This window comes from Streptomyces sp. NPDC087428, from assembly GCF_044744085.1.
Classification (GTDB): domain Bacteria; phylum Actinomycetota; class Actinomycetes; order Streptomycetales; family Streptomycetaceae; genus Streptomyces.
Map to the genome: position 1 here is coordinate 742,857 of NZ_JBIUXR010000001.1, position 25,483 is coordinate 768,339.

Sequence of the window (25,483 nt, forward strand, 5' to 3'; positions counted from 1 at the left end):
CGGCGTACCGGGGTGGTGGTCCCACCACACCCGTCACAGCCCCCACACCGGGTGATCCGGGCCTCCTGGGCCCGCCTGATGGTGGCCGGAGCACCATCGGACGGGGGGATCTGGTGCCCGGCGCACCTCGCGCGGCACGGGTCGCGGGGGTCACCGTGGGCGTATGAGTGGAGCCCTGAACCAAGTCCGGGACGTATTCGCCGGTTTCCCGGACGCAGACGAACCGTCCGATGTGGTCTCCGAGCTGGCCACCGCGGTGTTCTCCGCGTCCCTGCGCCGAAGGGACCAGCGCATGAAGGGGGAGCAGTACCTGCGCGGGCTGCTGACCGTGGGCGGTCGCAAGACGATGCGCAACATCGCCTCTCTCACCGGGGGTTCGGCCGCCGAGCAGAGCCTTCAGCACTTCATCTCCAGTTCCACCTGGGACTGGGCGCCCGTCCGGGAGGCGCTGGCCGGCCATGTGCAGCGGACGGTCCCGCCGCAGGCCTGGGTGCTCCAGCAGATGTCGATCCCCAAGGCAGGTGACCAGTCGGTGGGGGTGGCTCCGGGTACGCCCGGGGGCGGCGGGGCGGCCGGACAGCGGGCCTTCGGGCTGTGGTTCGCCTCTGAGGAGATGAGCGTGCCGGTCAACTGGCGCCTGCATCTGCCGGAGTTCTGGCTCCAGGACGCCGTGCGGCGGCGCCGCGCGGACATTCCGGCGGAGACCGTCGCGGAGTCCCCGGACGAGTGTGCGGTGGCCGTGGTCCTGGAGACGATGAACCGGTGGCCGGTGCCGCCCCGGCCACTGCTGCTCAATGCCTGTGGCCACGATCTCCCCTTGCTGATGCGGGAGTTCGGCGCCGCCGGGATGCCGGTGCTGGCCCGGATCGGTCCGTCGAGCCGGCTGGCGGTGGCCGATCCGGCCCTGCCGGGGTACGGCGCAGGTGTGGTGTCCGCGCAGCAGATCGTCGAGACGGTCAAGGGGCTGCGCCACCAAGTGCGCTGGGGCGCGTCGAGCGCGCTGGTCGTGGCGGTGCGGGTGGTGTTCGGGCAGCGGGTCCCGTACGCGCGGGCCGGGGCGCCGAACCGGGGGCAGCGCAGTCTGCTGCTGCTCGGGGTGTGGAACGACCCGCTGCCCCCGGCGGGGGAGCTGTTCCTCACCGATATGACGCAGGCCCCGCTGCCCGCGCTGCTGCGGATGAGCCGGCTGGCGCGCGGGGTCGCGCGGGACTTCACCGAGGTCGGCGAGCGGGTCGGGCTGCGGGACTTCGAGGGCCGCTCGTTCCGCGGCTGGCACCGGCACATCACGCTCGCGTCCGTGGCGCACGCGGCCGCGCTGCTCGGCGGGACGAGCCGGGGCGGACTGGCTCCGCGGCAGCCCTTCCCGGTCGCCGTGCCCGGCCCGGGGGCGCAGCGGCAGCCCTGGGAACACCTGCGCGCGGCGGGCCCGGAGCCGGAACGCTCGGTCCGGCCCGTGCGGTTGCCCAGCCCCTACGTGGCCGGCGCCTCGGCCTGAGGCGGCGCGGTGCCCGTCCGGCGCAGGGTGTGCCGGGCCCGCTGGAGCCGCAGCGCGAGCTGCACCTCCAGTGCGCGTACGGGCTCCTGCCAGCCGGCGCCCAGCAGGTCGGTGATGCGCTCCAGCCGTCGCGAGACGGTGTTGGGGTGCACATGCAGGCTCTCCGCCGCCCGGGTGGGGCTGTTCCCGGCGGCGAAGTACGCCTCCAGGGTGCGCACCAGCTCGGTGAACTGCTGGGTGTCGTAGTCCAGTACGGGCCCGATGGTGGAGCCGATGAAGGAGGCCGTGTCCGGCCGCTCGGACAGCAGCATGCCGAGGAATCCGAGCTCCTCCGGCGACGCGGTGGCGCCGGTGCTCCCGAGCGCGGTCAGCGCGTCCAGGCAGCGCCGTGCCTCGCGGTAGGTGAGGATGATGGAGACGGGGTCGGTGATCGGTCCGGCCGCGCCGACGGTCACCGGATGGCCGAGTACCGAGGACAGTTCACGCGAGACGTCGCGGGCCCGGGTCCCCGGGTCGGTGCCGGGCAGCAGCAGGACGATGCAGCCGCCTTCGGTGGTCTTCAGGCCGGAGAGCCGGTGGGCGTAGGACGACGCCCAGACGACGGCCTTGCCCTGCACGCCGCCCTCCGGCCGCGCCACCACCGTCACATGGGGTTCCGTCAGGTCGACCGCGAGCCTGCGGGCCCGCTCCGCGAGCTGCCCGGCGGTGTACTGCGAGGTGCTGAGCAGTTCGTGGAAGAGCTGGTCGCGCATGTGCCCCTCGGCCGCGGCGGCGCTGCGCTGGACCTGGAGCAGGACCGCGGTGGTCTGGGCGGCCGTCCGCAGCAGCTGGAGGGTGTGGTCGGTGGCCGGTTCCCGCGGTGCGAGCACGAGGGTGGCGAGGATCTCGTCGCCCGCGGCGGCCGGGCAGCACCACAGTCCGGCGGCCGACCGGGTGGGGGCGCGCTCGGTGTGGGCGTCCAGGACCGTCTTCAGCAGTTCGCCCTCGTCGAGCTCCGGCGCCGCGCCGGAGGCCGCCAGTGGTCTCCCGGCCACGTCGCGGATCAGCAGGGTGCCGCCGAGCGCGTCGCCCGCGGCCACGGCCAGCTCGTGCAGGTCCCGGCCGCGCAGCACCAGGTCGGTCAGCCGGCTCTGGGTCTCGCGCAGATGGCGGGAGGCGGAGGAGGAGTCCAGGGCGCGGGAGGAGTCGAGCTCCAGCTCGGATATCTCCTCCCTGGCGCGGGCGAGCAGCCGGGCCTTCTTGATCGCCACCGAGACCAGGTCACCGAGCGAGGACATCTGGGTGATCTCGTCGGGCGTGAAGTGCCGTACGTTCCGGTCGGCGACGTACAGGGAGCCGAAGACCTGGTTCCCGTCGTGCAGCGGCACCGACACGAGGGCGTGGAGCCCTTCGGCGCGTACCGCCTCGTCGATGACGCCGGAGTGGGGGAAGCGGTCGTCCTGGAGGTAGTTCGGGGACCAGAAGGGGGCCGAGAGCGACCGGGACCGGTTGCCCACCCCGCCCGACCCGGGGACCCGGAAGCCCACGGTGATCGCGGAGGCGTGCCCGTCGGCCGCCCGGACGTACGAGCAGTCCTCCGCGGGGTCGTGAAAGCTGATCCAGGACATGTCGAGGTTGAGCAGGAGCCGGGCGCGGCGGGTGATGACCTTGAGCAGGGCGTCCAGGTCGTAGGGCAGGGTGAGTTCCCTGGCCGTGTCGACGAGGGCGGCGAGTCCGGCCTCGCGCTGATGGCGCCGGGCGAACAGGCTGTGGATGTCGAGGGCGAGACCGCGGGCGCGGTCCAGCAGTGCGGCGGACTCGGGGTCGTCACCGCCCTCGGACCGGGCGGTGCGCAGTAAGTCCTCGAAGCGGTCGGGCGGCGCTTCGGTCGCGAGCAGTTCGAGCAGGCCGAACAGGGCGCTGCTCACCGGGTCGGCATCGCTCGGCATTGCTGGTTCCCTCCCCCAGGGCCGCCCCAGTTGTTCCGGGACGCGGGACCACGAAAGTCCTTGCCGCGAACCTAAAACCTGCGAGCGGACCGAGTCAACCAGTGGCTTGTTTTGTGAAGTTGCTGGTCAGAGTAGGTGGGGGTGGCCGGAGCACCACGTCGGTACCGGAGGCTGTGGCCGGGACACCTTCCTGCGGACACGGCCCCGAAGGCATCGTCGGGGCCGGAGCGCCGCTCTCGGTGCCCGTCCGGTGACACACAGAATCGGGGATCCACACGTGATGCAAGTCCAGAGCTACGAACGCTCTTTGCAACGCAGCCACGCCTCCCTCACCCGGGACGACCGGCCGCGTGTCTTCTCCATGGCCGGCCGGGAGTGGGATCTGCTGGACGAGGTCTTCGCCCCTGTCTACTCGCCCTCGACCGAGGCCGCCATCGGTTTCCTGGGGCTGGCCGGCGGGCCGGCGGACGCCCCGCGCGGATCGTTCCTGGAGATCGGCTGCGGCACCGGGGTCGTCGCCGTGCTCAGCGCGCTGGCCGGCTGCCGGCGGGTGGTCGCCGCCGACATCAGCCGTCCCGCCGTACGGAACGCGGAGCTGAACGCCGCACGCCACGGCGTGCGGGCACGGCTGGACGCGGTGCACAGCGATCTGTTCTCCGGACTCCCCGGCGAGCGCTTCGACACCGTCTTCTGGAGCTCCAACTACGTGCGCGCGCCCGACACATACACGTACGGCTCCATTCACGAGGCGGCCTACGTGGACCCGGGCTACCGCACCCACCGCCGCTTCCTGGCCCAGGCGCCGGACGCCGTCACCGGCAACGGCCGGGTCCTGCTGCACTTCAGCGACCGCGGCGACGTGGACCGGCTGTACGAGATCGCCGCCGAGTGCGGGCGCACGCTGCGCACCGTCGCGAGCGAACTGATGGTCGAGGGCGAGTACAGCAGCGACCTGGTCGAGCACATGCTGCTCGAAGTCACCGTCACGAGCGGCTGAGAGGGCGTCATGCGGACCCTGCTCGTCGACAACCACGACTCCTTCACCCACAACCTCTTCCACTACCTCGCCGAGGTGAACGGCGAGGAGCCCGAGATCGTGCTCAACGACTCCCCGCACTGGCACGCCGGGCGGCTGGCGGAGTTCGACAACGTCGTCCTCTCCCCGGGCCCCGGACACCCCTCCCGCCCGGCGGACTTCGGCATCTGCCACGACATCGTCCGGCGGACCGAAGTACCCCTGCTCGGGATCTGCCTGGGCCACCAGGGCATCGGGGTGTTCGGCGGTGCGGACGTCGTCCGGGCCCCGGAGCCGCGCCACGGCAGGCCCTCCCCCGTGCTGCACAACGGCACGGACCTCTTCGCCGGGCTGCCCTCGCCGTTCGAGGCGGTGCGCTACCACTCGCTCGCGGTGACCGGCCTCACCGACGAGCTGGAGGCCACCGCCCGGACGCCCGACGGCGTCCTGATGGGGCTGCGCCACCGGGAACGGCCCCTGTGGGGCGTGCAGTTCCACCCCGAGTCGGTCCGTACGCGGTACGGGCACGAGCTGCTGCGCAACTTCGCACGGCTGACCCGGGAACACCACGCCCCGCGCCGCCGGCCCCGCCCACCGGCCCCGGCGACCGCGGCCCCCGCCGCCCCGGCCCCCGCCCGGCGGCTGAAGGTCCTCAGCCGCGAGGTGCCCCTCGTCCGGGACCCGGAGGCGGCGTACGCCGCGCTCTTCCGGGGCAACGACCACGCGTACTGGCTGGACAGCAGCCGTCCCGGCGGCGACGACGGCCGCTTCTCCGTCATGGGCGACGCCACCGGCCCCCTCGCCCGGGTCGCGGAGGCCGATGTCTGGAGCGGCACGGTGACCGTGCGCGAGGCGTCCGGCACCCGTATCGTCTCGGGCCCGTTCCTGGGCTGGATCGAGCAGGACCTGCGCGCCACCACCGTCGAACTCCCCGCCCTGCCCGGCGGATTCGCCCTGGGCTGGGTCGGCTACCTCGGCTACGAGCTCAAGGCCGAATGCGGCGGCGACCTCGCGCACCGCTCCGAGGAGCCCGACGCCACCATGGTGTTCGCGGACCGGGCACTCGTCGTGGACCACCAGGAGGGCACCACCCGTCTCCTCGCCCTGGCCGAGGACGGCGACGAGGAACCCGCCCTGCGTTGGCTCGCCGCGACCGCGGACCGGCTCGCCGCGGGCGGCCCGCCACCGGCCGGGCCCGCGCCGGAGCCGCCCGCGCCCCGGGGCGGGATCCGGCTGCGTCACGACCGCGAGGCCTACCTCCGGCTGATCGACGACTGCCTGGAGGAGATCGGCGCGGGCGAGAGCTACGAGATCTGCCTCACCAACCAGGCCGAGTGGCGCGGGGACCTCGACGTCTGGGAGAGCTACCGGACGCTGCGCCGGCTGAGCCCGGCACCGTTCGCCGCACTGCTCCAGTTCGGCGAGGTGTCCGTGCTCAGCACCTCGCCCGAGCGCTTCGTGAGCGTGTCCGCCGACGGACTCGTCGAGTCCAGGCCCATCAAGGGCACCCGGCCCCGGGGCGCCACCCCCGAGGAGGACGCGGCACTCGTCGAGGACCTGCTGACCAGTGAGAAGGACCGAGCCGAGAACCTGATGATCGTCGACCTGGTCCGCAACGACCTCGGGCGCTGCGCGGTCACCGGGTCCGTACGGGCCGACGAGATCTTCCGGGTGCGGAGCTACGCGACGGTGCACCAGCTGGTGAGCACGGTACGGGCCCGGCTCCGCCCGGACACCGGCAGTGTGGCGTGTGTGCGGGCGGCGTTCCCCGGCGGATCGATGACCGGGGCGCCCAAGGTCCGCACGATGCGGATCATCGACCGGCTGGAGGGCGGGGCGCGCGGCATCTACTCGGGGGCGATCGGCTACTTCTCGCTCTCCGGCGCCGCCGACTTCAGCATCGTGATCCGTACCGCGGTCCTCACCCCGGGCCGGGTCCGCTACGGGGTGGGCGGGGCGATCGTGGCGCTGTCCGACGCGGCCGAGGAGTTCGAGGAGACCGCGGTGAAGGCGGCGCCGCTGCTGGCGCTGACGGGCAGCGCCTTCCCCGGCCGGGTCCGGGAGACGGCCGCCGTCTGACCGTGTCCTCCGGGCCTTCCGTGCCTTCCGGCCGGGCTCCGGGCGTCCGCGCCCGGGGTCCGGCTCCGTCCGTGCCGGGTGTCCCGCGCTCAGGACCGGGCCGCTCCGCCGTGGGCGGCCTCCAGCGCGTGCGACACCTCGGCCATGTCGATGCCCAGCTCGTCCAGCCCCGCCAGCGCGGCGCGCCCCGCCGCGTCCCGCTTCAGCAGCGTGTCACCGTTCGGGGCGCCGTGGGCGGTCGCCTCCTCCAGCACCTCGACGGACACCGCCTGCCCGGTCCGCCAGCCCACCAGCGCGGTCAGCTGGTGCGGCCGGGGCTCGGTCCACAGCAGGCGCGGGGGCCTGGCGCCGGCGGCCCGGAGCACCCGCCACCACTCCTCACCGAGCTTCTGCTCACGTATCCGGAACACCAGCCTGGCCACCGCCAGGGCGGCCGTGCCGCGGTGGTCCAGGGCCTTCTTCGAGGCCAGCCGGTCCAGCCGGGCGTCGACCTCCGCGTCGAGCTGTCCCACCGGCACCGAGATGACGGCGGTGATCCGTTCCAGGGAGATGCCGGCGGCCAGCGCCCGTTCGAGCCCGGTGAAGTACGCGTCCATCGCCTCGACGCAGTCGTCCAGGGAGCAGACGTGCGCGATGTCGACGCCGAGCCCGGCGGCGAGCGCGGACGTGGCCGCCCGCAGGCCGGGCCCGTCCGGCGTGGTGCGCAGCAGCAGGTTGGGCCGGCCCACGGCCCGGCAGGTGTCCCGGTCGACGGCGGCGGAGACGAGTCCGTCGTCGCCGTCCCCCGCCTCGTACATCCGCAACAGCGCGTCGCAGGCGTCGCGCACGGAGTCGGCCGTACCGGCGGCGGAGAGCAGACCGCTGAAGATGCCCTTCGCGGTGAGCCGGCGGAGCCGGGCCCGGCTGAAGGGCGAGGCCGCGTTCTCCGCGAGCCAGCCTGCCACGCCTTCTGCGGCCAGTTGCCGCAGCAGCGCGGCGGCCGGGGGACTGATCATGGGAGCCGAGATTAGAGGAGCCCGCAGAGGCGGGGAAGTCCCGCTCCGGTTCTCCGTCAAGTCGGCCGACGCAGCGTCAGATTCCGGACTCTCCGTCAGTCTCCGGGGCCCTAGTTGACTTATTACGGAGCAGTTGACGGAATGCCCCGCCACCCTTTGCCCGCCTCCCGGCGAGAGCGCGATATTCGGTGAGGTCGCCGAGCCGGTGACCGCCGAGACGGGAGGAACGCAATGCCTGCAACCATTTCCGCGCCGCAGTGCCTGGTGTGCGACACGGACTTCGTTATCCAGGACGACTGGGAGAAGGGCGAGATAACCGAGTGCGGTGCCTGCGGGCAGGAGCACGAGGTCGTCGAGAAGGACGACGCCGTCGTCCGCGTCGCGCTGGCCCCCGAGGTGGAAGAGGACTGGGGCGAGTGACTTCCGCCCCCGAGGTCCTGCTCTCGGTCACCATGCTGCGGCCGGACGAGAAGCTCCTCCTCAGCGCACTGCGCGAAGAGGGACTGAACGCCCGGCCGCTGCTGGCGGCGGACCTCGCGGAGGTGGTCGCGGGAGTGAAACCCCCGCCCGCCTTCGCCATGATCCGCAACCTCTCCCACCGTGACGCCGTCGGCGTCGCCCGCCGCCTCGAATGCACCGGCGTCACGACGCTCAACCGGGCCGGCGCCATCGAGACCTGCAACGACAAGGGCCTGCAGGCCCTGCTGTTCGCCCGGCACTCCATCGCGCACCCGGTGTCCCGCCACGCCTTCAGCTACGACCAGGTGCGCACCACGGTGGCGGAACTGGGCCTGCCGGCCGTCATCAAGCCCGTCAGCGGGTCGTGGGGGCGGGGCGTCACCAAGGTGACCGACTCGGACTCGGTCGAGGCATGGGTCGGCGGCCGCGAGTCCGCGGACGCCGGGGGAAAGCTGTTCCCCGTCCTGGTGCAGGAGTACATCGACAAGCCCGGCCACGATCTGCGGGTCGTGGTGGTGGGACGTACCCCGGTCGTCGCCATCCAGCGGGTGTCGGACCACTGGCGCACCAACACGCATCTGGGCGCCCGGGTCGAGCGCCTGGAGATCACCGGCCGGATCGAGAAGCTCTGCGGACAGGTCGTGGACGCGCTCGGTGAGGGCTTTTACGGAATCGACCTCATCGAGGACCTCTCCACCGGCGAACTGCTGGTTCTCGAAGTGAACGCGAATCCCGAGTTCGCCCGTTCCTCCGCCGTGCACGGCGTGAATGTGGCAGGTCATCTGGCCTCCTACATCGCGCAATTGTGCACCGACACCCCGCTGCCCGCGGCCGCGTGACACGAAGGAAGACAGATCTCATGGAACTGTTCGACACCGCGACCGTACTCACCCGGGTGATGACCTCGGGTGTGGTCATGAGCATCGAGAAGAGCGACCGCGAACTACCGGGCCTGGAGCGCCTGCTGACCAAGCGGACCGGACGTTCCCACGCCGTTCTGCTCAACAGCCGCAGCGCCGCCGTGCACGCGGCACTCGCCGGCCAGGGCATCGGCCACGGCGACACCGTCCACGCGCCGGAGCTGTCCGCCAAGGACACCGCGTTCCTGAGCTGGCTGGGCATCGCCGTCACGAGCGAACCGGGACCGGCCGCCTTCGACCACATCGCGCTGGACGCCGGCCGGGACCAGCTGTTCGACGACCGGGCCCGCGACCGGTCCGCCCCCGCCCTGGTGGTGGACCTCACCGGCCTCGGCTTCGGCCCCGCCGCCGCGATGCTCACCGACGACCGCGCGGTCTGGGCCCGCGCCGAACGGCTGAAGATCTTCGGCGCCCACGACCTGCGCACCATGTGGACGCAGGAGGAGGCCGACCCGGACCTGATCCCCGGCGTGCAGTTCAACTACCGGCTGAGCCCGCTCGTCGCGGCCTGTGTCCGGATGGCACTCAGCCAGGCCGCGCGCCCTCTCACCACCGGAGCCCCGTCATGATCACCGACTTTCCCTCCGCCCCGCTTCCGCTGCCCTCCGCCGAGGAACTCACCGCCGAACTGGCCGCCTTCGGCGGCGAGGCGCTGATCCCCAAGGAACTGCGCCGCACGCTCTTCCCCGTCATCACCAAGGAAGACGTCTTCAACATGCTGCTCTCGCAGCGCCGGTCGCCCGAGAAGGTCGTCGCCGACTTCGCAGAGGCGTACCGCGGCTATGTCGGCGCGGAGTACGCGCTGCCCACCGCGAGCGGCACCTCCAGCCTGCACCTCGCCCTGATCGGCGCCGGTGTGCAGCCGGGCGACGAGGTCATCGTGCCCGCGTTCACCTTCATCGCCACCGCACAGGCCGTCGTCGCCGCGCACGCGATCCCGGTGTTCGTCGACATCGACCCGCGTACCTACTGCATGGACCCGGCGGCCGCGGCCGCCGCCGTCACCGACCGGACCCGGGCCCTCATGCCGGTGCACGTGCACGGCCTCCCGGCCGACGTGCCCGCGCTGCGGGCGCTGGCCGACCGGCACGGCATCGCGCTCGTCGAGGACGCCTCGCACGCCCACTCGGCCCGGATCGGGGACCGGGTCGCCGGCTCGTTCGGCGACGCCGCCGGCCAGAGCCTGATGGCCGACAAGAACTTCCCGCTCGGCGGCGAGGGCGGCATCGCCTTCTTCGCGACCGAGGAGGCCCACCGGCGCGCCGCCGACCACACCCGGCTCAACGGCATCGACTACGAGATGTCCTGGGTCGCCGCCGCGTTCGGCGCGAGCCAGCTGGAGCGGCTGCCGTACTACGACGAGGTGCGGGCCCGTAACTCCCGGCTGATCGCGGACACGCTGAACGCCACCGGGTTCTTCCGCGCCCCGTACGTGCCCGAGGGCCACGTCCACGCGTACAACATGTACCGGATCTCGCTGCGGCCAGAGGCCATCGGCCTGGAGGACCTCCCGGTGTGGGCGGTCAAGGACGCGGTGCACGACCTGCTGGTCGCCGAGGGCGTGCCGGCGCGGGAGTGGCAGAACACCCCGATCCCCTGCCACCTGCCGTTCGTGCACCGGGCGGGATTCGGCAAGGGCTACCCGTTCACGCTCAACCCCGGGGCGGTGCGCGACCACCGGCCGGAGGACTTCCCGGCGACCCTCGCCATGCTCGACTCGACGCTGGTCCTCTGCCGCGAGCTGCGCTCGCCGGTCGAGTACGAGCGGGCCCTGCGGTACGCGGACGCCTTCACCAAGGTCGCCCGCCGCCCGGACGCCATCCGCAAGCTCGTCCAGGACGGCGACTACCGCCGGCCCTACGAGAAGGCGGCCCGCCTTGGCTGAGCAGACGACACTCCAGAACCCCCCATCCGCACGCAGGACCCGCGTCGCGGTGATCGGCGCGAGCGGCTACACCGGTGGCGAGGTCATCCGGCTGCTGCTCAACCACCCCCACGTGGAGCTCGCCTTCCTGTCCGCGGAGCGCGGTGCCGGGAAGCAGGTCGGCGCCGTCCATCCGTGGCTGCGCAACCACCCCCGGCTGGCCGGGATCAAGCTGCGGCCGCTGGACCAGCTCGGTGAGGTCGACGTGGCCATCACCTGCCTGCCCACCGGGGCGCTGCCCGAGCGGCTTCCGCGGATCGCGGACCGCGCCAAGTACGTGCTGAACCTGGCCGGGGACTTCCGGCTGACCAACCCGCAGGAACAGGCGAAGCACTACCCGGCGTCGGTGGCCCACCCGCCGGCCGACGAGTTCCTCTACTACGTGCCGGACCTGTCGGAGTCGCTGCCGGAGGGCAGGTTCATCAACCTGCCCGGCTGCATGGCCGCGGCGACGATCTACGCGCTCTACCCGCTCTTCGCCGACGGACTGGTCGAGCGGGACGTGGTGGTCGACGCCAAGACCGGGTCCACCGGTGGCGGCCGCGGCGGCTCCGAGCAGCCGGCCGAGCGCTCGGGGAACTTCCGGGTGCACAAGCTGCACGGGCACCGCCATCTGCCGGAGATCACCCAGGCGTTGACGCACTTCACCGGCAGCGCCCCCGATCTGCGGTTCTCCACGCACAGCCTGGACGTGCCGCGCGGCATCCTGATCTCCGCGTACAGCAGGCTGAAGGACGGCGTCTCCCCACTGGACGTCAAGCGCTCCTACGCCAAGGCCTACACCGGCAAGGCGTTCCTGCGGGTACGGCCCTCCCCCAAGGCCCCGCAGGACTTCCCGATGCTGAAGGCCGTCGTCGGTTCGAACATCGCGGAGGTCGCGGTCTCCGTGGAGGGCGACGCGTGCGTGTCCATCGCCGCGATCGACAACCTCATCAAGGGAGCGGCGGGCCAGGCGGTCCAGGCGATGAACCTGGCCCTCGGGTACGCCGAGTGGACCGGTCTCAGCTGCGCGGCGGTGGCACCGTGAACCGTCCCCTGTACGTGGTCAAGGTCGGCAGCGCCACCCTGGACCGCGGCTCCGTGTACGCGGAACTGGCCTCGCTCGTCGCCCGCGGCGCCCGGGTCCTGCTGGTCGCCGGTGGCGCCGCCGGTATCGAACGGCACTACGGCGCCATCGGCCGGGCCATGCCGGAACTGCGGCTCGCCAACGGGGACGCGGTGCGCTACTGCCCGCCCGAGGAGATGACGCACCTGGTCGACGCCTACGAGCGGGTCACCCTGCCCGCCGTCGAGGACGGTCTGCGCGCGCTGGGCGTCGACGTGTTCACCGCGGTCGCCGCACGCGGCGGGCTGGTCACCGGACGCGCCAACCGGCCGCTGAAGACGGTGAGCGCCGAGGGCCGCAGCCGGGTGGTGCGCGACCACCGGGCCGGGGTGCCGGCCGGGATCGACACGGCCCGGCTGCGGGCCCTGCTGGACGCGTACGACGTGGTGTGCCTCTCCGCGCCGGTACGTGACCGGGAGGGCGGCGCCCCGCTGAACGTGGACGCCGACGTGCTCGCCGCCGCGCTCTCCAACGCGCTGGGCGCCGACCACCTCCGGCTGGTCACCGGCACCGCCGGACTCCTCACCGACCCCGCCGACCCGGCGTCGACGCTGCGCCACGCCCACCCGGGCGAGGCGGCGCGGTACGCCGGCGGCAGGATGCGGCAGAAGGTGCGGGCCGCCGAGATGGCACTGGAGGGCGGCAGCGCCGACATCGCGATCACCGGTCCGCACACGCTGGCCGACCCGTCCGGCTGGACCCGCTTCTGGCGGGGCGGCCGGCCAGAGGAGGACCTGACCCTGCTCGGCCGGGCGGTCGGGGTCCCCTCGGTCTCCGGCGACGAGCACGAGCTCGCCGCGTACCTGCTGGACTGGTGCGCCGAACGCGGCATCGACGCCAAGATCGACGCCGCCGGGAACCTGGTGGCCACCCGGGGCACCGGGGACCGCGGCCTGCTGCTGCTCGGCCATCTGGACACGGTCCCGCACCACTGGCCCGCCGAGTGGCGCGAGGGCGAACTGCACGGCCGGGGCAGCGTGGACGCCAAGGGCAGCCTCGCCGCCTTCCTGGAGGTGCTGGCCGCCGCCGACGTACCGGCCGACGGCCGGCTGCGGGTGGTGGGCGCGGTAGAGGAGGAGATCTCCTCCTCCAAGGGCGCCTTCCACGCCCGCGACCACTACCCGGCCGACGCCGTCGTGATCGGTGAGCCCAGTGGCAGCGACAAGCTGACGCTCGGCTACTACGGCCTGTTCAAGCTCCGCGTCACGGCCTCCGTGGACAGCGGGCACTCGGCGGGCATGGACGCGGTCTCCGCGCCCGACACGCTGATCCGGGCCGTGGACGCCATCAGGACGTCGGTGACCGCACAGGCCCCGGACGCCCTCAGCGCCGTCATCGACGTCCGCTGCGAGACCGGCCGGGAACGCCACCGGGCCGTCGGCATCCTCAACTTCCGGGTGCCGCCGGGCGCGGACCTCGACGCGCTGCGCACCGCCGCCCTGGCGCACGAGGGCGACGGCGTCGAGATCGTGATGGAACGGGCCACCCCCGGCCACAGCGGCGGCCGCACCAGCTCGCTGGTGAAGGTCTTCACCCGTGCCTTCGGGCAGACGGGCGTGCGGCCCAGGTTCGTCGTCAAGAAGGGCACCTCGGACATGAACACGCTCGCCACCACCTGGCGCGGCGTGCCGATGGTCGCCTACGGCCCCGGTGACTCCGCGCTCGACCACACGGACCAGGAGCACATCGGCGCAGAGGAGTACCGCACCGCGCGGTCGCTGCTGGGCGACGCGGTGGCCCGCTGGTTCGCACTGCCGGAAGGGAGCAGGTGATGACCGTACTGACCGACACGATCGGCACACAGGAGCCCGCGGCCGCCGCCGGCCCCGCCGACCCGGACCACGGACTGCTGGTGGAGCGGGCGCTGCGGGCCCGCAGGCTCGTCGTCGACATGGCCGCGAGCCCGCGCGGCTGCCACCTCGGGGGCAGCCTGTCCGTACTGGACATCCTGATCGCGGCACTGCACCGGGCCGCGTCCGGTGACGGCACGGAGGTGGTCCTCAGCAAGGGCCACGCCGCCGCCGGCCTGTACGCGGCCCTGTACGTGAACGGCACCCTGCCGGAGGACCCGGCCCCGCTGTACGGCCGGGCGGGCCACCCCTACACCGGCCATCCGGGCCCGAAGGTGCCCGGGGTCCGCTTCCCGACCGGCAGCCTCGGGCACGGTGTGCCGTACGCGGCCGGCTGGGCGATGTCCCGCCGGCTGGCCCGGCAGCCGGGCCTCGGTATCGCCGTGACGGGCGACGGCGAGCTCCAGGAGGGCCTCGTCTGGGAGACCTGCCAGGTCGCTGCCGCCCAGCGGCTGGGCAACTTCGTGCTGGTGGTCGACCGCAACGGCGGCCAGAACGACGGGATGGTCGCGGATGTCTCACCGCTGCCGCGGCTGGCCGAGCGCTTCGCCGCCTTCGGGTTCGAGACGGCCGAGGTGGACGGACACGACCTCGCCGCCCTCACCGAGGTGCTGTCCGGCGACCGTGCCGCGGCCACCCGGCCGCTCGCGGTCGTCGCCGGCACGGTCAAGGGCAAGGGCGTCCCCGCCGTGGAGGGCAAGGCCGCCTCCCACTACGTCACCATCGACGCGGCGCGCGCCGCCAAGTGGAAGCGAGCGATCCGATGACGGCGACCGTGACGGAGGCGCAGGCCCCGCGGGCGGCACCGAAGGCCCTCTCGGGCCGGGACGCCTACCGCGACGAGCTGACCGCGATCGCCGCGCGGGACTCCCGGGTGCTCTGCCTGGAGGCCGACCTCGGCGGCAAGAACCATCCCTTCCAACTGGCCCACCCGGAAAGGTTCTTCAACCTCGGCATCGCCGAGGGCGCCATGGTGGACATGGCCGCGGGTCTCGCGGTGGGCGGCTACCGCCCGTTCGTGTCGACCTTCGCGCCGTTCGCCGCGCTCAGGGCGGCCGAGAGCCTCAAGCTCACGCTGGGCTACCTGGGCGCCGGGGTCACCGTCGTCGCACCCTACGCCGGTGTCTCCGGGGCCTGGTTCGGGACCACCCACCACTGCCTGGAGGACCTCGCGGTCCTGCGCAGCGTGCCCGGCGTGACGATCGCGGCACCGTACGGGGAGGCCGAGATGCGGGCCGTCGTGCGCGCCGCGGCCCGCTCCGGCAAGCCGCACTACATCCGTACCGGACGCAACGCCTCGTACACCTCGCTGCCGACCGCCGACGGCGACGGCGACGGCGACGGCGACGGCGACGGCGACGGCTCCGAACCGCTCCTGGTGACCTGGGACTCCACCGGCCGCGCCGGTGAGCCCTGCCTCGTCTCCGTGGGCGAGGAGGGCACCCGGCTGGCGCTCGAAGCACGCGAGCGGCGCCCGGAGCTCGGCCACGCGCACCTCGTCTATCTGGACCACGCCCACCTCGCCCGCGCGGCCGGCGAACTGGCCGGCAAGCACCGGCGGTTCGTGGTCGTCGAGGAGCACCGGCGCGAGGGCGGCGCCGCCGAGGCCCTCGCGCTCCTGATGCCCCGGTGCGAGGTCGTGGGCGTGAACGCGGGCCACACCTGGCCCACCGAGGGCGGCGACCACCGAGAGGTGATGGCCGGGCTCGGGTTCGATCTGCGCGCCGTGCTCGCCGCGGCCGCCTGACCGCCGCACCCCTGAACTCCCCCAACCCTGCCGAGAAAAGGAATCTCCCATGCACATCCTCATGGTCGAATGCAACCCGAACGGCATCGCCGGCATCGCCAACGCCCTCCAGCTGGGGCACGACGTCACCTTCGTCTCCGCCGACCCCGACTTCTACCTCGGCGCCTCGCCGCTGGCCGAGGCGGCCTTCGCCCACCCCAAGTGCGATGTGATCAAGAGCGTCGAGGCCTTCTCCATCGATGAGCTGGAGCGGCTCGCCAAGGAGATCCACGCCGCCAAGCCGGTGCACGGCGTCACGACGTACAGCGAGTACCACACGGTGCACGCCGCGTCGGTGGCCCGCTCGCTGGGCCTGCCCGGGATGAGCGTGGAGGGTGCCCTCAACGCCCGCCACAAGCACCGCACCCGCCTCACCCTGGAGCACACGGACGTGCGCCAGCCGCGCTTCGTGGCCGTCGCGGACCCGAAGGACATGGTGGCGGCGGTCCGCGAGATCGGCTTCCCCTGCGTGGTGAAGCCGTCCGACGGCACGGCCAGCCTGCACGTGCTCCTGCTCCGCAACGACCAGGAGCTGACCGACTACCTGGCCGACCTGGCGAAGGTGGACGACTACGGCCGCGGGGTCACCCGCATCCCGGAGATCGTCGTCGAGGAGTTCGTCGAGGGCGAGCTGGTCTCGGTCGAGGCCTGCGTGCTCCAGGGCGGCGAGATCGTCAACCTCGGTATCACCGACCGCAATCTGAGCGGCTTCCCGTACTTCATCGAGATGGGCCTGACCTACTTCCGCGGCCACGAGCTGGAAGCGGAGCTGTTCACGATGAACGAGAAGGTCCTCAAGGGCCTCGGTGTCGACTTCGGCTTCATCCACGCCGAGTACATCCTCGCCGCCGGCGGTCCGGTGCTCTGCGAGGTCAACGGCCGGCTCACCGGCGGCATCGTGCCGCAGCTGATGGAGCTGTCCAGCGGCGTCAACCCCTACCTGGAGGTCATCCGCCAGGCCCTGGGCGAGGAGCCCGAACTGCCCGTCCCCGGCGAGGTCATCGCCGGCGGCCACTGGTTCGGCTCGCCCGTCGACGGCGAGATCGTCTCCATCGGCTTCGACCGCCTCAAGGGCACCCCGGGCTTCGAGGAGGCACTGGCGTACGCCAAGCCCGGCCGCACCGTCTCCCGGCTCTCCAAGAGCAACTTCGACTGGCTCGGCCACCTGATCTACACCGGCAAGGACCGCGACGAGGCGTCCGGCCGGGTGCGGGCGGCGCTCGACGACATCGAGTTCACCATCACGGCGAAGGTGGCCCGCTGATGCGCGTCGCCATCCCGGAGCTCGACCCGGGCGCACTGTACGAAGTCGCGGTGGAGGAAGGGCACTTCGCGTCCGTCCGGGCCGTCGCGGACCGGGACTCGGACGACAGCGTCACACCCGAGCTGTGGCCCGGCTTCACCGAGGCCCACGCCCACCTCGGACTGCCCGCCAACTTCGACGACTCGCTGGACGACCCGCGCATCTCCGCGATGCAGTACCTCTACCACGGGGTCACGCACGTCGTGGACATGTTCGGCTTCCCGCTGGTCAAGGAGGGCTGGGAGCAGGGCAGGAGGGAGTCGGGGATGCCCTGGCCCGAGGTGGCCCACTGCGGTTACGCGGCCACGGCCACCAAGGACATGGACGGCCACTACGGCCACGGTGTCGAGTTCCCGGCCCCCGTCTTCATGCTCGGCGTCCAGGACGACCTGGCCACGGTGCTGGCGGCCAACGCGGTGCGCGGCGCGACCTTCCTGAAGGTCATGTTCACCGAGGGCGCCGAACAGCCCGAGAGCGCCAAGCGCTTCTCCCGGCTGCCGGCCGACATCCTCGCCCACGTACCGAGGCTGGCCGCCGAGGCCGGTCTGAAGACCGTCATCGACTGCAACACCCGCGACGAGGTGATGCAGGCCTACTCGTTCGGCTTCCGGATCTTCGCCCACCCGGTGCGGGACGTCGGCCTGTCGGCCGCCGACTGGCAGCGGCTGGAGGGCGCCCGGTTCGTCTCCACCCTCAGCGGGCTGCGCCCCATGATCATGGAGCGCGAGGACTTCCTGCGCGAGTACGAGCGGCCCGGTTTCCGCGAGACCCAGGACCTCGCCAACCTCAGGTACGTGTCGGAGATCGAGGAGCCGTTCGGCATCCGGTTCCAGGTCCAGGACACCCGGACGGCGGCGCTGGTCAACATGCGCGACAACAGCCTGGCGGCGCTGGAGCGCGGGAAGCTGCTGATCGGCACGGACTGCGGCAACACCGGCGCCTTCCACGGCGACGCGCTCAAGGGCGAGCTGGATCTGCTGGCCGGTGACGACCTGGGCAAGCCGGGGCTGCGCGAGGCGCTGCTGCGTACGGCGACCAGTACGGCCCGCGGCTTCTTCGACGAGCTGTCGGGGCGCGAGCCGGTGACGGACCTGATCGCGCAGGGCCTTCCGGCCACCTTCAACCTGATCGCCCCGGCCGCCGCCGGCCGTCCCCTGTCGGAGCTTCCGCAGGCCACGTACGTACAGGGCAGAGCTGTCGACCGCGACGCGATCGTGGCGGCGATCCGCGGCCTGCGCGCCACCCCCACCCAAGGAAAGGTCACCGTATGAGCCGCCAGGAACGCCATGTCCTGAGCCCGGAGACCCGCAAGGTCCTGCTGGGCGTCAACTCCGGTATCGCGCTCGCCCATATCGGCAACTACATCTGGTTCCCGCACCTGATCTCGACGCTCGGCGTGGAGTACAGCGGCTTCTGGGCCGGGTTCGTGATGTTCCTGACGTACGTGGGCCGGCTGAGCGCCACCTTCTTCTACGAGGGGGTCGCCGCCCGGTTCGGTACGCGGTCGAGCATCATCGTCGGCATCGCCGTGGAGGCCGTCGCGCTGGGCGGCATGGGCTTCGCGCACGGGGTGCTGTTCTACAGCCTGCTCGCCTTCTTCGTCGGTTTCGGCTCCGGGGTGTCCTTCCCCGGTCTGAAGAACATCCTGGGCACGCTGCCGGAGAAGGACCGCCCCAAGGCCTTCTCCTCGTTCCAGATGTCCTGCCAGCTCGGTGTCATCGCGGGTTCGGTGATCGGCGGGATCTTCCTCGGCTCGTCCATGGCGATCCTGTTCCTGGTGGTGTTCGTCCTGTTCGCCGGGTACTGCGCCGCCGCGGCCTCGTTCATCCCGGCCGACGCGGGCGCGAAGGCCGACCCGTCGGCCGCGAGGGCGCCCCTGGTCAACGTGGCGATCCTCAAGGGTCTCCAGCTCGGCGGGGGCGGCAGCTACTTCCTGCTCTCCAGTGTCTTCTGGGTCCTGTCGATCACCTTCCTGGTCGGTATGCCGCTGCACATGGAGGAGTTCGTCTCCGAGATGCCGGTCTCCACCCCCTTCTGGATCACCGGTCTCGCCCTCCTGGTCCTCCAGTACCCGGCGTTCCGCTACATGTCCAAGCGGTTGCGTCCCGGCCAGGTCATGGGTGTCGCGTTCCTGGCGATGGCGGTGGCGTACACCCTGTTCGGCGCGGGCCAGACGGCGACCTGGGTGGTCGTGGGCTGCCTGGTGGTGGTCTTCGGAGATATCCTGTTCACCCCGTCGTTCGACCTCTGGGTCGCCAACCGGATGCCGGCGGACCGGCTCGCGCGGGCGATGGGCGCGATGCACTTCTTCCGCAGCTTCGGCAACATGATCGGCACCCTGTCCGCCGGGGCGCTCTACGACCTCTCGCGCTCCACCGACACCCCGGGCCTCAACTGGTACGTGGTCGGGGCGATCGCGCTGGTCTGCGCGGGCGTCAGCTTCCTCTCCGCACGGCGGGAGGGCGTCGCGGCCACGACCGAGCCGGCAGAGGCCGCGCCGTCCGCGCAGGTGCCGCCCGCTCCGGAACCCCGGGAGACGGCCGGGACCACGGCTTGATCCCGCTTCCCCCCACGTACGGCGCGCGAACAGAGGGACCCGGTCCGCTTCCGCGGACCGGGTCCCTCTGTTCGTACAGGCGGAGCTACCGCGCTCAGGCGGTGGTACGGCCGTTCACCAGGCGCGGGAGGATCCGGAAGCCGATGCCTCCGGCGATCATCGTCGCGGCGCCGACCAGCAGGAACGTGGTCTCGGCGGCGCCGGTCTCGGCGAGCTCGTCCTTGCCCTTGCCCTGCTCGGCCGGCTGGTTGCCGACCGAGTCGGTGTCGGTGTTGTCGGCGCACTCGGCACCGTCGAGGTCGACGGTGCAGGTGCCCGCGTTGCCGCCGTCGGTCCCGGAGCCGGAGCCGCCGGTCGCCGCGTCGCCACCACCGGCGGTGTCACCGCCACCAGCGGCCGCGTCGCCACCACCAGCAGCAGCGTCACCGCCGCCGACCGCCGCGTCGCCACCGCCGGCCGCGTCGCCGCCACCAGCGGCCGCGTCGCCACCACCGGCAGCGTCCTCACCACCGGCCGCGGCGTCACCACCACCAGCAGCGTCCTCACCACCAGCTGCGGCGTCACCACCACCAGCAGCGTCCTCACCACCGGCCGCGGCGTCGCCGCCACCAGCAGCGTCCTCACCACCAGCTGCGGCGTCACCACCACCAGCGGCATCCTCACCACCGGCCGCGGCGTCGCCGCCACCAGCAGCGTCCTCACCACCGGCCACGTCCGCGCCACCGGCCACGTCGGCGCCACCAGCGACATCCGCGCCACCGGCCGCGTCGCCACCACCAGCGGCGTCCTCGCCACCCGTGGCGTCACCACCGCCCGCCGCGTCGTCTTCGCCGGAGACACCGATGTTCACGCCGCTCTGGTCGACCTCGGCGCTGACGCCGATTCCGACGGCCTGCGCCGCACCGGCGACGGTGAGCGAGGCGCCCGCGGCGATGACCGCGCCCGCGGCGATCCGCGCGACGCGTACTCGCGTCTTCTTCGTCATGTGCTGCTACCCCCAGTAGCTGTTCTCGTCAGTGGAGCAGCCATATGCGGGCCACGGCCCTGCGGGGTTTGCTCCGAACGCCGGCCGACGTCGTGCCGTGGCCGTGCCGCCCGCCCCCGATCACACCCGTCCCAGACATACGCATGCTGCTCCAGCAGCCTGGCCAGAGTTAAGGACTACGTCAAGGCCGTTCCGCGCGATGTGCCCCGGTTTGAAGGCCGTTGCCCTTCATTCGGAACCACGACTGTGACGCGTTCACCACGGCATCACCCCAACTCGCCCGTCCCGGAACGAGCGGGGCCCCGGGCGGTGGTGACTGCCCGGGGCCCAACTGCTGTACGGAGGAGACTACTTCTCGTTCTGCTTGCGCCAGCGGATGCCCGCCTCGACGAAGCCGTCGATCTCGCCGTTGAAGACCGCTTCCGGGTTGCCCATCTCGAACTCCGTACGCAGGTCCTTGACCATCTGGTACGGGTGCAGGACGTACGACCGCATCTGGTTGCCCCAGGAGTTGCCACCGTCGCCCTTGAGGGCGTTCATCTTCGCCTGCTCCTCCTGGCGGCGGCGCTCCAGGAGCTTCGCCTGGAGGACGTTCATCGCGGACGCCTTGTTCTGGATCTGCGAGCGCTCGTTCTGGCAGGAGACGACGATGCCGGTCGGCAGGTGGGTCAGCCGGACCGCGGAGTCGGTGGTGTTGACGCCCTGGCCGCCGGGGCCGGAGGAGCGGTACACGTCGATGCGGAGCTCGGACTCGTCGATCTCGACGTGGTCCGTCTGCTCGACCACCGGCAGCACCTCGACGCCCGCGAAGGACGTCTGGCGGCGGCCCTGGTTGTCGAAGGGCGAGATCCGGACGAGCCGGTGGGTGCCCTGCTCGACGGAGAGCGTGCCGTAGGCGTACGGCACCTCCACGGTGAAGGTGGTCGACTTGATGCCGGCCTCTTCGGCGTACGCCGTCTCGTAGACCTCGGTCTTGTAGTTGTGCCGCTCGGCCCAGCGCAGGTACATGCGCTGGAGCTTCTCCGCGAAGTCCGCGGCGTCGACGCCGCCGGCCTCGGCCCGGATGGTGACCAGGGCCTCGCGCGCGTCGTACTCGCCGGACAGGAGGGTACGGACCTCCATCTCGTCGAGCGCCTTCTTGACGGAGGTCAGCTCCGACTCGGCCTCGGCGAGCGCGTCGGCGTCGCCCTCGTCCTCGGCGAGCTCGAAGAGAACCTCGAGATCGTCGATCCGGCTGCGCAGGGCCTCGGTCTTGCGGACCTCGGCCTGGATGTGCGAAAGCTTGCTGGTGATCTTCTGCGCCGCCTCCGGGTCATCCCAGAGGGACGGCGCTGCCGCCTGCTCCTCGAGCGCGGCGATGTCCGCCCTCAGCGCATCCAGGTCCAGGACGGCCTCGATCGACCCCATGGTCGAGGAGAGGGACTTCAGCTCTTCGGAAATATCGACGACTGCCACGGGTCCAGCGTAACGGCTGTCGGCGCGGACGTTCCTCGGGCCGGGAGATCGCCGTCCCGCGGCCCCGCCACGCACGGCCCTCCGGGGGCGGTGCCGGGGCCGGATTCCGCCGTGCTCAGGGGGTGCCGGGGGCGGAGTTCCCGGAGTCCTGCGGGGGCACGTCCGTGTCGTCGCCGCTCATCGCCAGCCAGCCGCCGACGCCGAGTCCGGCGACCAGCAGCAGTGCCACCGCGCCCAGCGTGAGGCGGCGCTTGCGGATGGCCGCCGACTTGTTGCGCGCCGAGCCGGGCCGGGGCCGGCCGGGGGCGCGCGGGGCGCGGGCGGTGCCCCGGGGGCCGCCGGACAGCTCGTCGGGGGCCGGGACGCGCATGCTCGTGTGGGTGTCCCGGTTGGAGTCGGGGGACGAGCCGGGGACCAGCGGCACCGCGCCGCGGCGACGGGGCTCCTCGGCCGCCGGGGTGTACTGCTGCTCGTCGTAGCTCTGCCCGTGCGGCTGGGGCTCCGGTTCGTCGTCCGGCTCGTCCACGTCCAGCGGCGGGATGCCGGCCAGCTGCGGGAGCTGCTCGCGCAGCCGGGCCGCCAGCTCGGAGGCGCGCAGCCGGGAGGCCGGGGCCTTCGCCAGGCACTGGACCAGCAGCTGCCAGAGCTCCTCGGGGATGCCGGGGAGCGGGACGACCGTCTCGGTGACATGGCGGCGCAGGACGGCGCCGGGGTGGCCGCCGCCGAAGGGCGTGAAGCCCGCGAGGAGCTCGTACAGCACCGTCGCGAGGGCGTAGATGTCGACGGCGGCGCGCGGCGGGAGGCCCTCGACGATCTCGGGGGCCAGATAGTCCGGCGTACCGATGATCTTGGTGGCCTTGGTGCGGCGCGGGGTGTCGATCAGCTTGGCCACGCCGAAGTCGGTGAGCAGCGCGGGGTGGGAGTTGCCGGGGCCGAGCGGGCCCTCCATGTCGAGCAGGATGTTCTCCGGCTTGACGTCGCGGTGGACCACTCCGGCGGCGTGCGCGGCGGCGAGGCCGTCGGCCACGTCCGCGACGATCGCGACGGCGGCCTCCGGCGCCAGCCTGCGTTCGCGGTCGAGCCGGGTGCGCAGGTCCGTGCCGCGGACCAGGTCCATGACCAGGGCCAGGTCGTTGCCGTCCACCACGAGGTCGCGGACGGCGACGATGTGCGGATGGTCGAGTCCGAGCAGGGCGGTGCGCTCCTGGACGAACCGCCCGACGAGTTCCTGGTCCGCCGCGAGGTCCTCGCGGAGCAGTTTGATGGCGACGGGCCCCTCGGGGCCGTCGCCGAGCCACACCGTGCCGGCGCTGCCGCGCCCCAGGATCTGGTGGGCGGTGTACCGGCTGCCGATATTCCGTGCCAAGACTGCTCCCTCAGCGGCTGGCGATTGGGCCCTCGCGCAACAACCCCCGGTCGACAAAGTTACGCGGCGATCGGGGGGTTGCGTGCCCTGGGTGGCGCCAACCTTCACTTCTGCGTACGAATTGCCATCGAATTGGTTCGCAGAAGTCGATATAGCTACAGAATTGACGGGGCGTCCGACTGTGTCGGAGGCGCCCCGCTCCGTCAGTTGCCGCTGCCGCCCAGCTTCGAGACCCAGTCGGAGACCGTACTGGCGGCGTCGCTGATCGCGTGCCAGTAGCTCTCGCCCTGGCCGATCCAGTCCTTCAGCGGGGTGAGTTCCCAGATCAGCCAGCTCGCGACGACGAGCAGGACCAGCGTGAACAGGCAGCCCTTCAGGCAGCCGAGGCCGGGGATCTTCATCGGGTTGGCGCTGCGCTGCCTGGGCTCGCGGGGCGCGCGCTGAGCAGGCTGCTGGGGTTGCTGCGGCTGCTGCGGCGCGTACTGCTGGCGCTGCTGCTGCGGCTGGTACTGCTGCTGTTGTTGCTGGGGTTGGTACTGCTGTTGCTGCTGGTACTGCTGTTGTTGAGGCTGCTGCCGGTTCTGCGGCGGGTACTGCTGCTGCCGGCGCGGCTGTTGCTGTTGCTGCTGCTGTTGCTGGGGCGGCTGCTGACGCTGGGGGCGGCGGCGCAGCGGGTCCTGGCCCGGGTCGAGGTACTGGACCTGCGTCTGGTCGTTGCGGTCGCGGGCGGCCTGGAGCTGGGACTGCCAGGGGTGCGGTCCGTCGGGCTGCGGGGTCCCCTCGGGCTGCGGCGGGACGGGCGGCAGGACCGCGGTCGGGTCGGCGTGGCCGCCGCCCGGTCCGGCGTTCTGCTGCATGACGCTGGTGGCCGCGTTCGGGTCGTACGAACCGGCGTTGCTCGGCAGCACCTGTGTCGGGTCCGCCGCTCCGGGCGTCTCCGGGACGGCCGTCGGCGCCGGGTCGGGGGCGAGCAGGGCGGCCACCCCGTCGGCGGCCGCGATCTGCGCGGAGTTCGCGTGCACGCCGATGCCGGCGGCGACGGTGCGCAGCGCGCGGGCCAGGTTCTCGGCGCTGGGCCGCCGGTCCGGGTCCTTGCTCAGGCAGCGCTCGATGACCGTCCACAGCGGTGCGGGGACGGTGCTGGGGCGGCGGGGCTCCTCGCTGAGGTGCCGTTGCAGGACTTCGAGCGCGGTGCCGCCGGCGAACGGGGGCCGGCCGGTGAGCAGCTCGTACAGCAGGATTCCGGCGCCGTAGATGTCGACGGCCGAGGTCTGCGGGCGGCCCTCGGCCGACTCCGGCGCCACATAGGCCGGGGTACCGACGAACTCGTGCGTCCGGGTCAGCCCCGGGGAGTCCGCGAGCCGGGCGATGCCGAAGTCGGTGAGCATCGGGTGCATCACGCCGTCGCGCTCGGAGACCAGCACGTTGGCGGGCTTCAGGTCGCGGTGGACGACGCCGTCGGCGTGGCTGGCGGCGAGCGCGTCGGCGATCTGCGCGGTGAGCAGCGAGGCGGCGACCGGGGTGAGCGGGCCGTTGTCGCGGAGATAGCGGTGCAGGTCCGGGCCGTCGATCAGGTCCATCACCAGGGCGAGGAGGTCTCCCTCGACGACCAGGTCCCGGGTGCGCACGATGTTCTCGTGGGTCAGCCGCAGCAGCACGGAGCGCTCGCGCAGGAACCGCATCACGACATCCGCGTCGTTGGCGAGCTCCTCCTTGAGGACCTTGATCGCGACGAGCTCGCCGGGCTGGCCCGTGACGGCCGCCTCCGCGCCCGCGGCCTCACGCTGGCGGGCGCGCCAGACGGTGCCCGTGGCGCCGCGTCCCAGCGGCTCCTCGAGCAGGTACTTGCTGCCTACCGGCCGCACGTCATGCGCTCCCTGCTGATCGTGGTGCTTGCGGTCCCCCGGATTCCTCCAGGAGTTTCCGGCCCACTCTAGAGCCTGTCCGGCGGTGGGTGGCCGGCTCCGGCCGGTTGCCGCTTTGTCCGGAATTCCCGGGGGGACCGGATCTTCCCGCTCCCGGCGCACCGGTCGCGGAGGAAGACGCTCACTTCGGACGGATGGTTGCCGCGCCCGGCCGCGCGCGGCGTCCCCGGGCGAAGGTTCCGGCCGTACCGGCACCGTCGAAGAACGGGCCAAGCAGGCACTTTTGGGCGCACAGCCGACCTTTCAAGATCACTTAGCGGAGACCCGCGGGCGTGTTGTCAGTGGCAGGTGCGAGGATGCCTCCAGCACGGAACTGTGGGGTCGGAGCCCCGCGAT

20 protein-coding genes are annotated in these 25,483 nt (G+C 72.3%); 14 read left to right on the plus strand and 6 right to left on the minus strand.

Annotation, left to right across the window (positions count from 1 at the left end; genetic code table 11):
- The first annotated feature begins 163 nt into the window (after positions 1 to 163).
- Entirely contained in the window at positions 164 to 1,495 is a 1,332-nt protein-coding gene (locus ACIO3R_RS03415; protein ID WP_402102822.1) for an IS701 family transposase, read from the plus strand.
- On the opposite strand, the gene ACIO3R_RS03420 is transcribed toward ACIO3R_RS03415, so the two are convergent.
- Complete coding sequence (locus ACIO3R_RS03420; protein ID WP_402102823.1) at positions 1,471 to 3,423, minus strand: helix-turn-helix domain-containing protein; 1,953 nt, start codon at positions 3,421 to 3,423, stop codon at positions 1,471 to 1,473. The two genes, ACIO3R_RS03415 and ACIO3R_RS03420, sit on opposite strands and share 25 nt — an antisense overlap.
- A gap of 307 nt (positions 3,424 to 3,730) precedes the next feature.
- Between ACIO3R_RS03420 and ACIO3R_RS03425 the strand changes: the two genes are divergently transcribed.
- Positions 3,731 to 4,420, plus strand: coding sequence for a methyltransferase domain-containing protein (locus ACIO3R_RS03425; RefSeq protein ID WP_402102825.1), 690 nt, complete (start codon positions 3,731 to 3,733; stop codon positions 4,418 to 4,420).
- A 9-nt stretch (positions 4,421 to 4,429) separates the two neighbouring features.
- Positions 4,430 to 6,517 (plus strand): aminodeoxychorismate synthase component I, encoded by a 2,088-nt coding sequence (gene pabB, locus ACIO3R_RS03430; RefSeq protein WP_402102828.1) that lies wholly within the window; start codon positions 4,430 to 4,432, stop codon positions 6,515 to 6,517.
- Positions 6,518 to 6,606: 89 nt separating this feature from the next.
- On the opposite strand, the gene ACIO3R_RS03435 is transcribed toward pabB, so the two are convergent.
- Positions 6,607 to 7,512, minus strand: a complete 906-nt coding sequence (locus ACIO3R_RS03435) for a hypothetical protein (RefSeq protein ID WP_402102831.1) — start codon at positions 7,510 to 7,512, stop codon at positions 6,607 to 6,609.
- 231 nt (positions 7,513 to 7,743) lie between these two features.
- Here ACIO3R_RS03435 and ACIO3R_RS03440 point away from each other — a divergent pair, with 231 nt between their 5' ends.
- The 11 genes from ACIO3R_RS03440 to ACIO3R_RS03490 are packed head-to-tail and all read left to right on the plus strand — an operon-like array spanning position 7,744 to position 19,416.
- A complete protein-coding gene (locus tag ACIO3R_RS03440; RefSeq protein ID WP_362961380.1) occupies positions 7,744 to 7,932 on the plus strand; it encodes a lysine biosynthesis protein LysW in 189 nt (62 codons plus the stop codon).
- On the plus strand, positions 7,929 to 8,810 hold the full coding sequence (locus ACIO3R_RS03445; RefSeq protein ID WP_385036079.1) for a RimK family alpha-L-glutamate ligase: 882 nt from the start codon (positions 7,929 to 7,931) through the stop codon (positions 8,808 to 8,810). Before ACIO3R_RS03440 ends, ACIO3R_RS03445 begins: the two co-directional genes overlap by 4 nt.
- 20 nt (positions 8,811 to 8,830) lie before the next feature.
- Positions 8,831 to 9,460, plus strand: coding sequence for a degT/DnrJ/EryC1/StrS aminotransferase (locus tag ACIO3R_RS03450; protein WP_363030607.1), 630 nt, complete (start codon positions 8,831 to 8,833; stop codon positions 9,458 to 9,460).
- Positions 9,457 to 10,776 carry a DegT/DnrJ/EryC1/StrS family aminotransferase gene (locus ACIO3R_RS03455; RefSeq protein ID WP_363030606.1) on the plus strand — a complete coding sequence of 440 codons (1,320 nt, stop codon included), beginning with the start codon at positions 9,457 to 9,459 and terminating at the stop codon, positions 10,774 to 10,776. The genes ACIO3R_RS03450 and ACIO3R_RS03455 overlap by 4 nt, the downstream gene beginning before the upstream one ends.
- Entirely contained in the window at positions 10,769 to 11,842 is a 1,074-nt protein-coding gene (gene argC, locus ACIO3R_RS03460) for an N-acetyl-gamma-glutamyl-phosphate reductase (RefSeq protein WP_385041598.1), read from the plus strand. The genes ACIO3R_RS03455 and argC overlap by 8 nt, the downstream gene beginning before the upstream one ends.
- On the plus strand, positions 11,839 to 13,692 hold the full coding sequence (locus ACIO3R_RS03465) for a M20/M25/M40 family metallo-hydrolase (RefSeq protein ID WP_402102837.1): 1,854 nt from the start codon (positions 11,839 to 11,841) through the stop codon (positions 13,690 to 13,692). The genes argC and ACIO3R_RS03465 overlap by 4 nt, the downstream gene beginning before the upstream one ends.
- Positions 13,692 to 14,537: a thiamine pyrophosphate-dependent enzyme gene (locus ACIO3R_RS03470; RefSeq protein WP_385041592.1), complete on the plus strand. Its 846-nt coding sequence runs from the start codon at positions 13,692 to 13,694 to the stop codon at positions 14,535 to 14,537. Before ACIO3R_RS03465 ends, ACIO3R_RS03470 begins: the two co-directional genes overlap by 1 nt.
- Complete coding sequence (locus ACIO3R_RS03475) at positions 14,534 to 15,517, plus strand: transketolase (protein ID WP_402102843.1); 984 nt, start codon at positions 14,534 to 14,536, stop codon at positions 15,515 to 15,517. The genes ACIO3R_RS03470 and ACIO3R_RS03475 overlap by 4 nt, the downstream gene beginning before the upstream one ends.
- A 49-nt stretch (positions 15,518 to 15,566) precedes the next feature.
- Positions 15,567 to 16,820 (plus strand): ATP-grasp domain-containing protein, encoded by a 1,254-nt coding sequence (locus ACIO3R_RS03480; protein ID WP_385041802.1) that lies wholly within the window; start codon positions 15,567 to 15,569, stop codon positions 16,818 to 16,820.
- A complete protein-coding gene (locus ACIO3R_RS03485; protein ID WP_402102846.1) occupies positions 16,820 to 18,130 on the plus strand; it encodes a hydrolase in 1,311 nt (436 codons plus the stop codon). The genes ACIO3R_RS03480 and ACIO3R_RS03485 overlap by 1 nt, the downstream gene beginning before the upstream one ends.
- A complete protein-coding gene (locus ACIO3R_RS03490) occupies positions 18,127 to 19,416 on the plus strand; it encodes an MFS transporter (protein WP_385041798.1) in 1,290 nt (429 codons plus the stop codon). The genes ACIO3R_RS03485 and ACIO3R_RS03490 overlap by 4 nt, the downstream gene beginning before the upstream one ends.
- Positions 19,417 to 19,510: 94 nt before the next feature.
- Here the strand turns inward: ACIO3R_RS03490 and ACIO3R_RS03495 are convergent, their stop codons facing one another.
- From ACIO3R_RS03495 to ACIO3R_RS03510, 4 genes are all read right to left on the minus strand, one after another.
- The gene (locus ACIO3R_RS03495) at positions 19,511 to 20,401 is read right to left on the minus strand and encodes a hypothetical protein (RefSeq protein WP_402102849.1); all 891 of its coding nucleotides are present in this window, start codon (positions 20,399 to 20,401) and stop codon (positions 19,511 to 19,513) included.
- A gap of 348 nt (positions 20,402 to 20,749) precedes the next feature.
- Positions 20,750 to 21,856, minus strand: a complete 1,107-nt coding sequence (gene prfB / locus ACIO3R_RS03500) for a peptide chain release factor 2 (protein WP_363030597.1) — start codon at positions 21,854 to 21,856, stop codon at positions 20,750 to 20,752.
- 115 nt (positions 21,857 to 21,971) lie between these two features.
- Complete coding sequence (locus ACIO3R_RS03505; protein ID WP_402102853.1) at positions 21,972 to 23,222, minus strand: serine/threonine-protein kinase; 1,251 nt, start codon at positions 23,220 to 23,222, stop codon at positions 21,972 to 21,974.
- Between the two features lie 203 nt (positions 23,223 to 23,425).
- Positions 23,426 to 25,087 (minus strand): protein kinase, encoded by a 1,662-nt coding sequence (locus ACIO3R_RS03510; protein ID WP_402102855.1) that lies wholly within the window; start codon positions 25,085 to 25,087, stop codon positions 23,426 to 23,428.
- Positions 25,088 to 25,483: the final 396 nt, after the last annotated feature.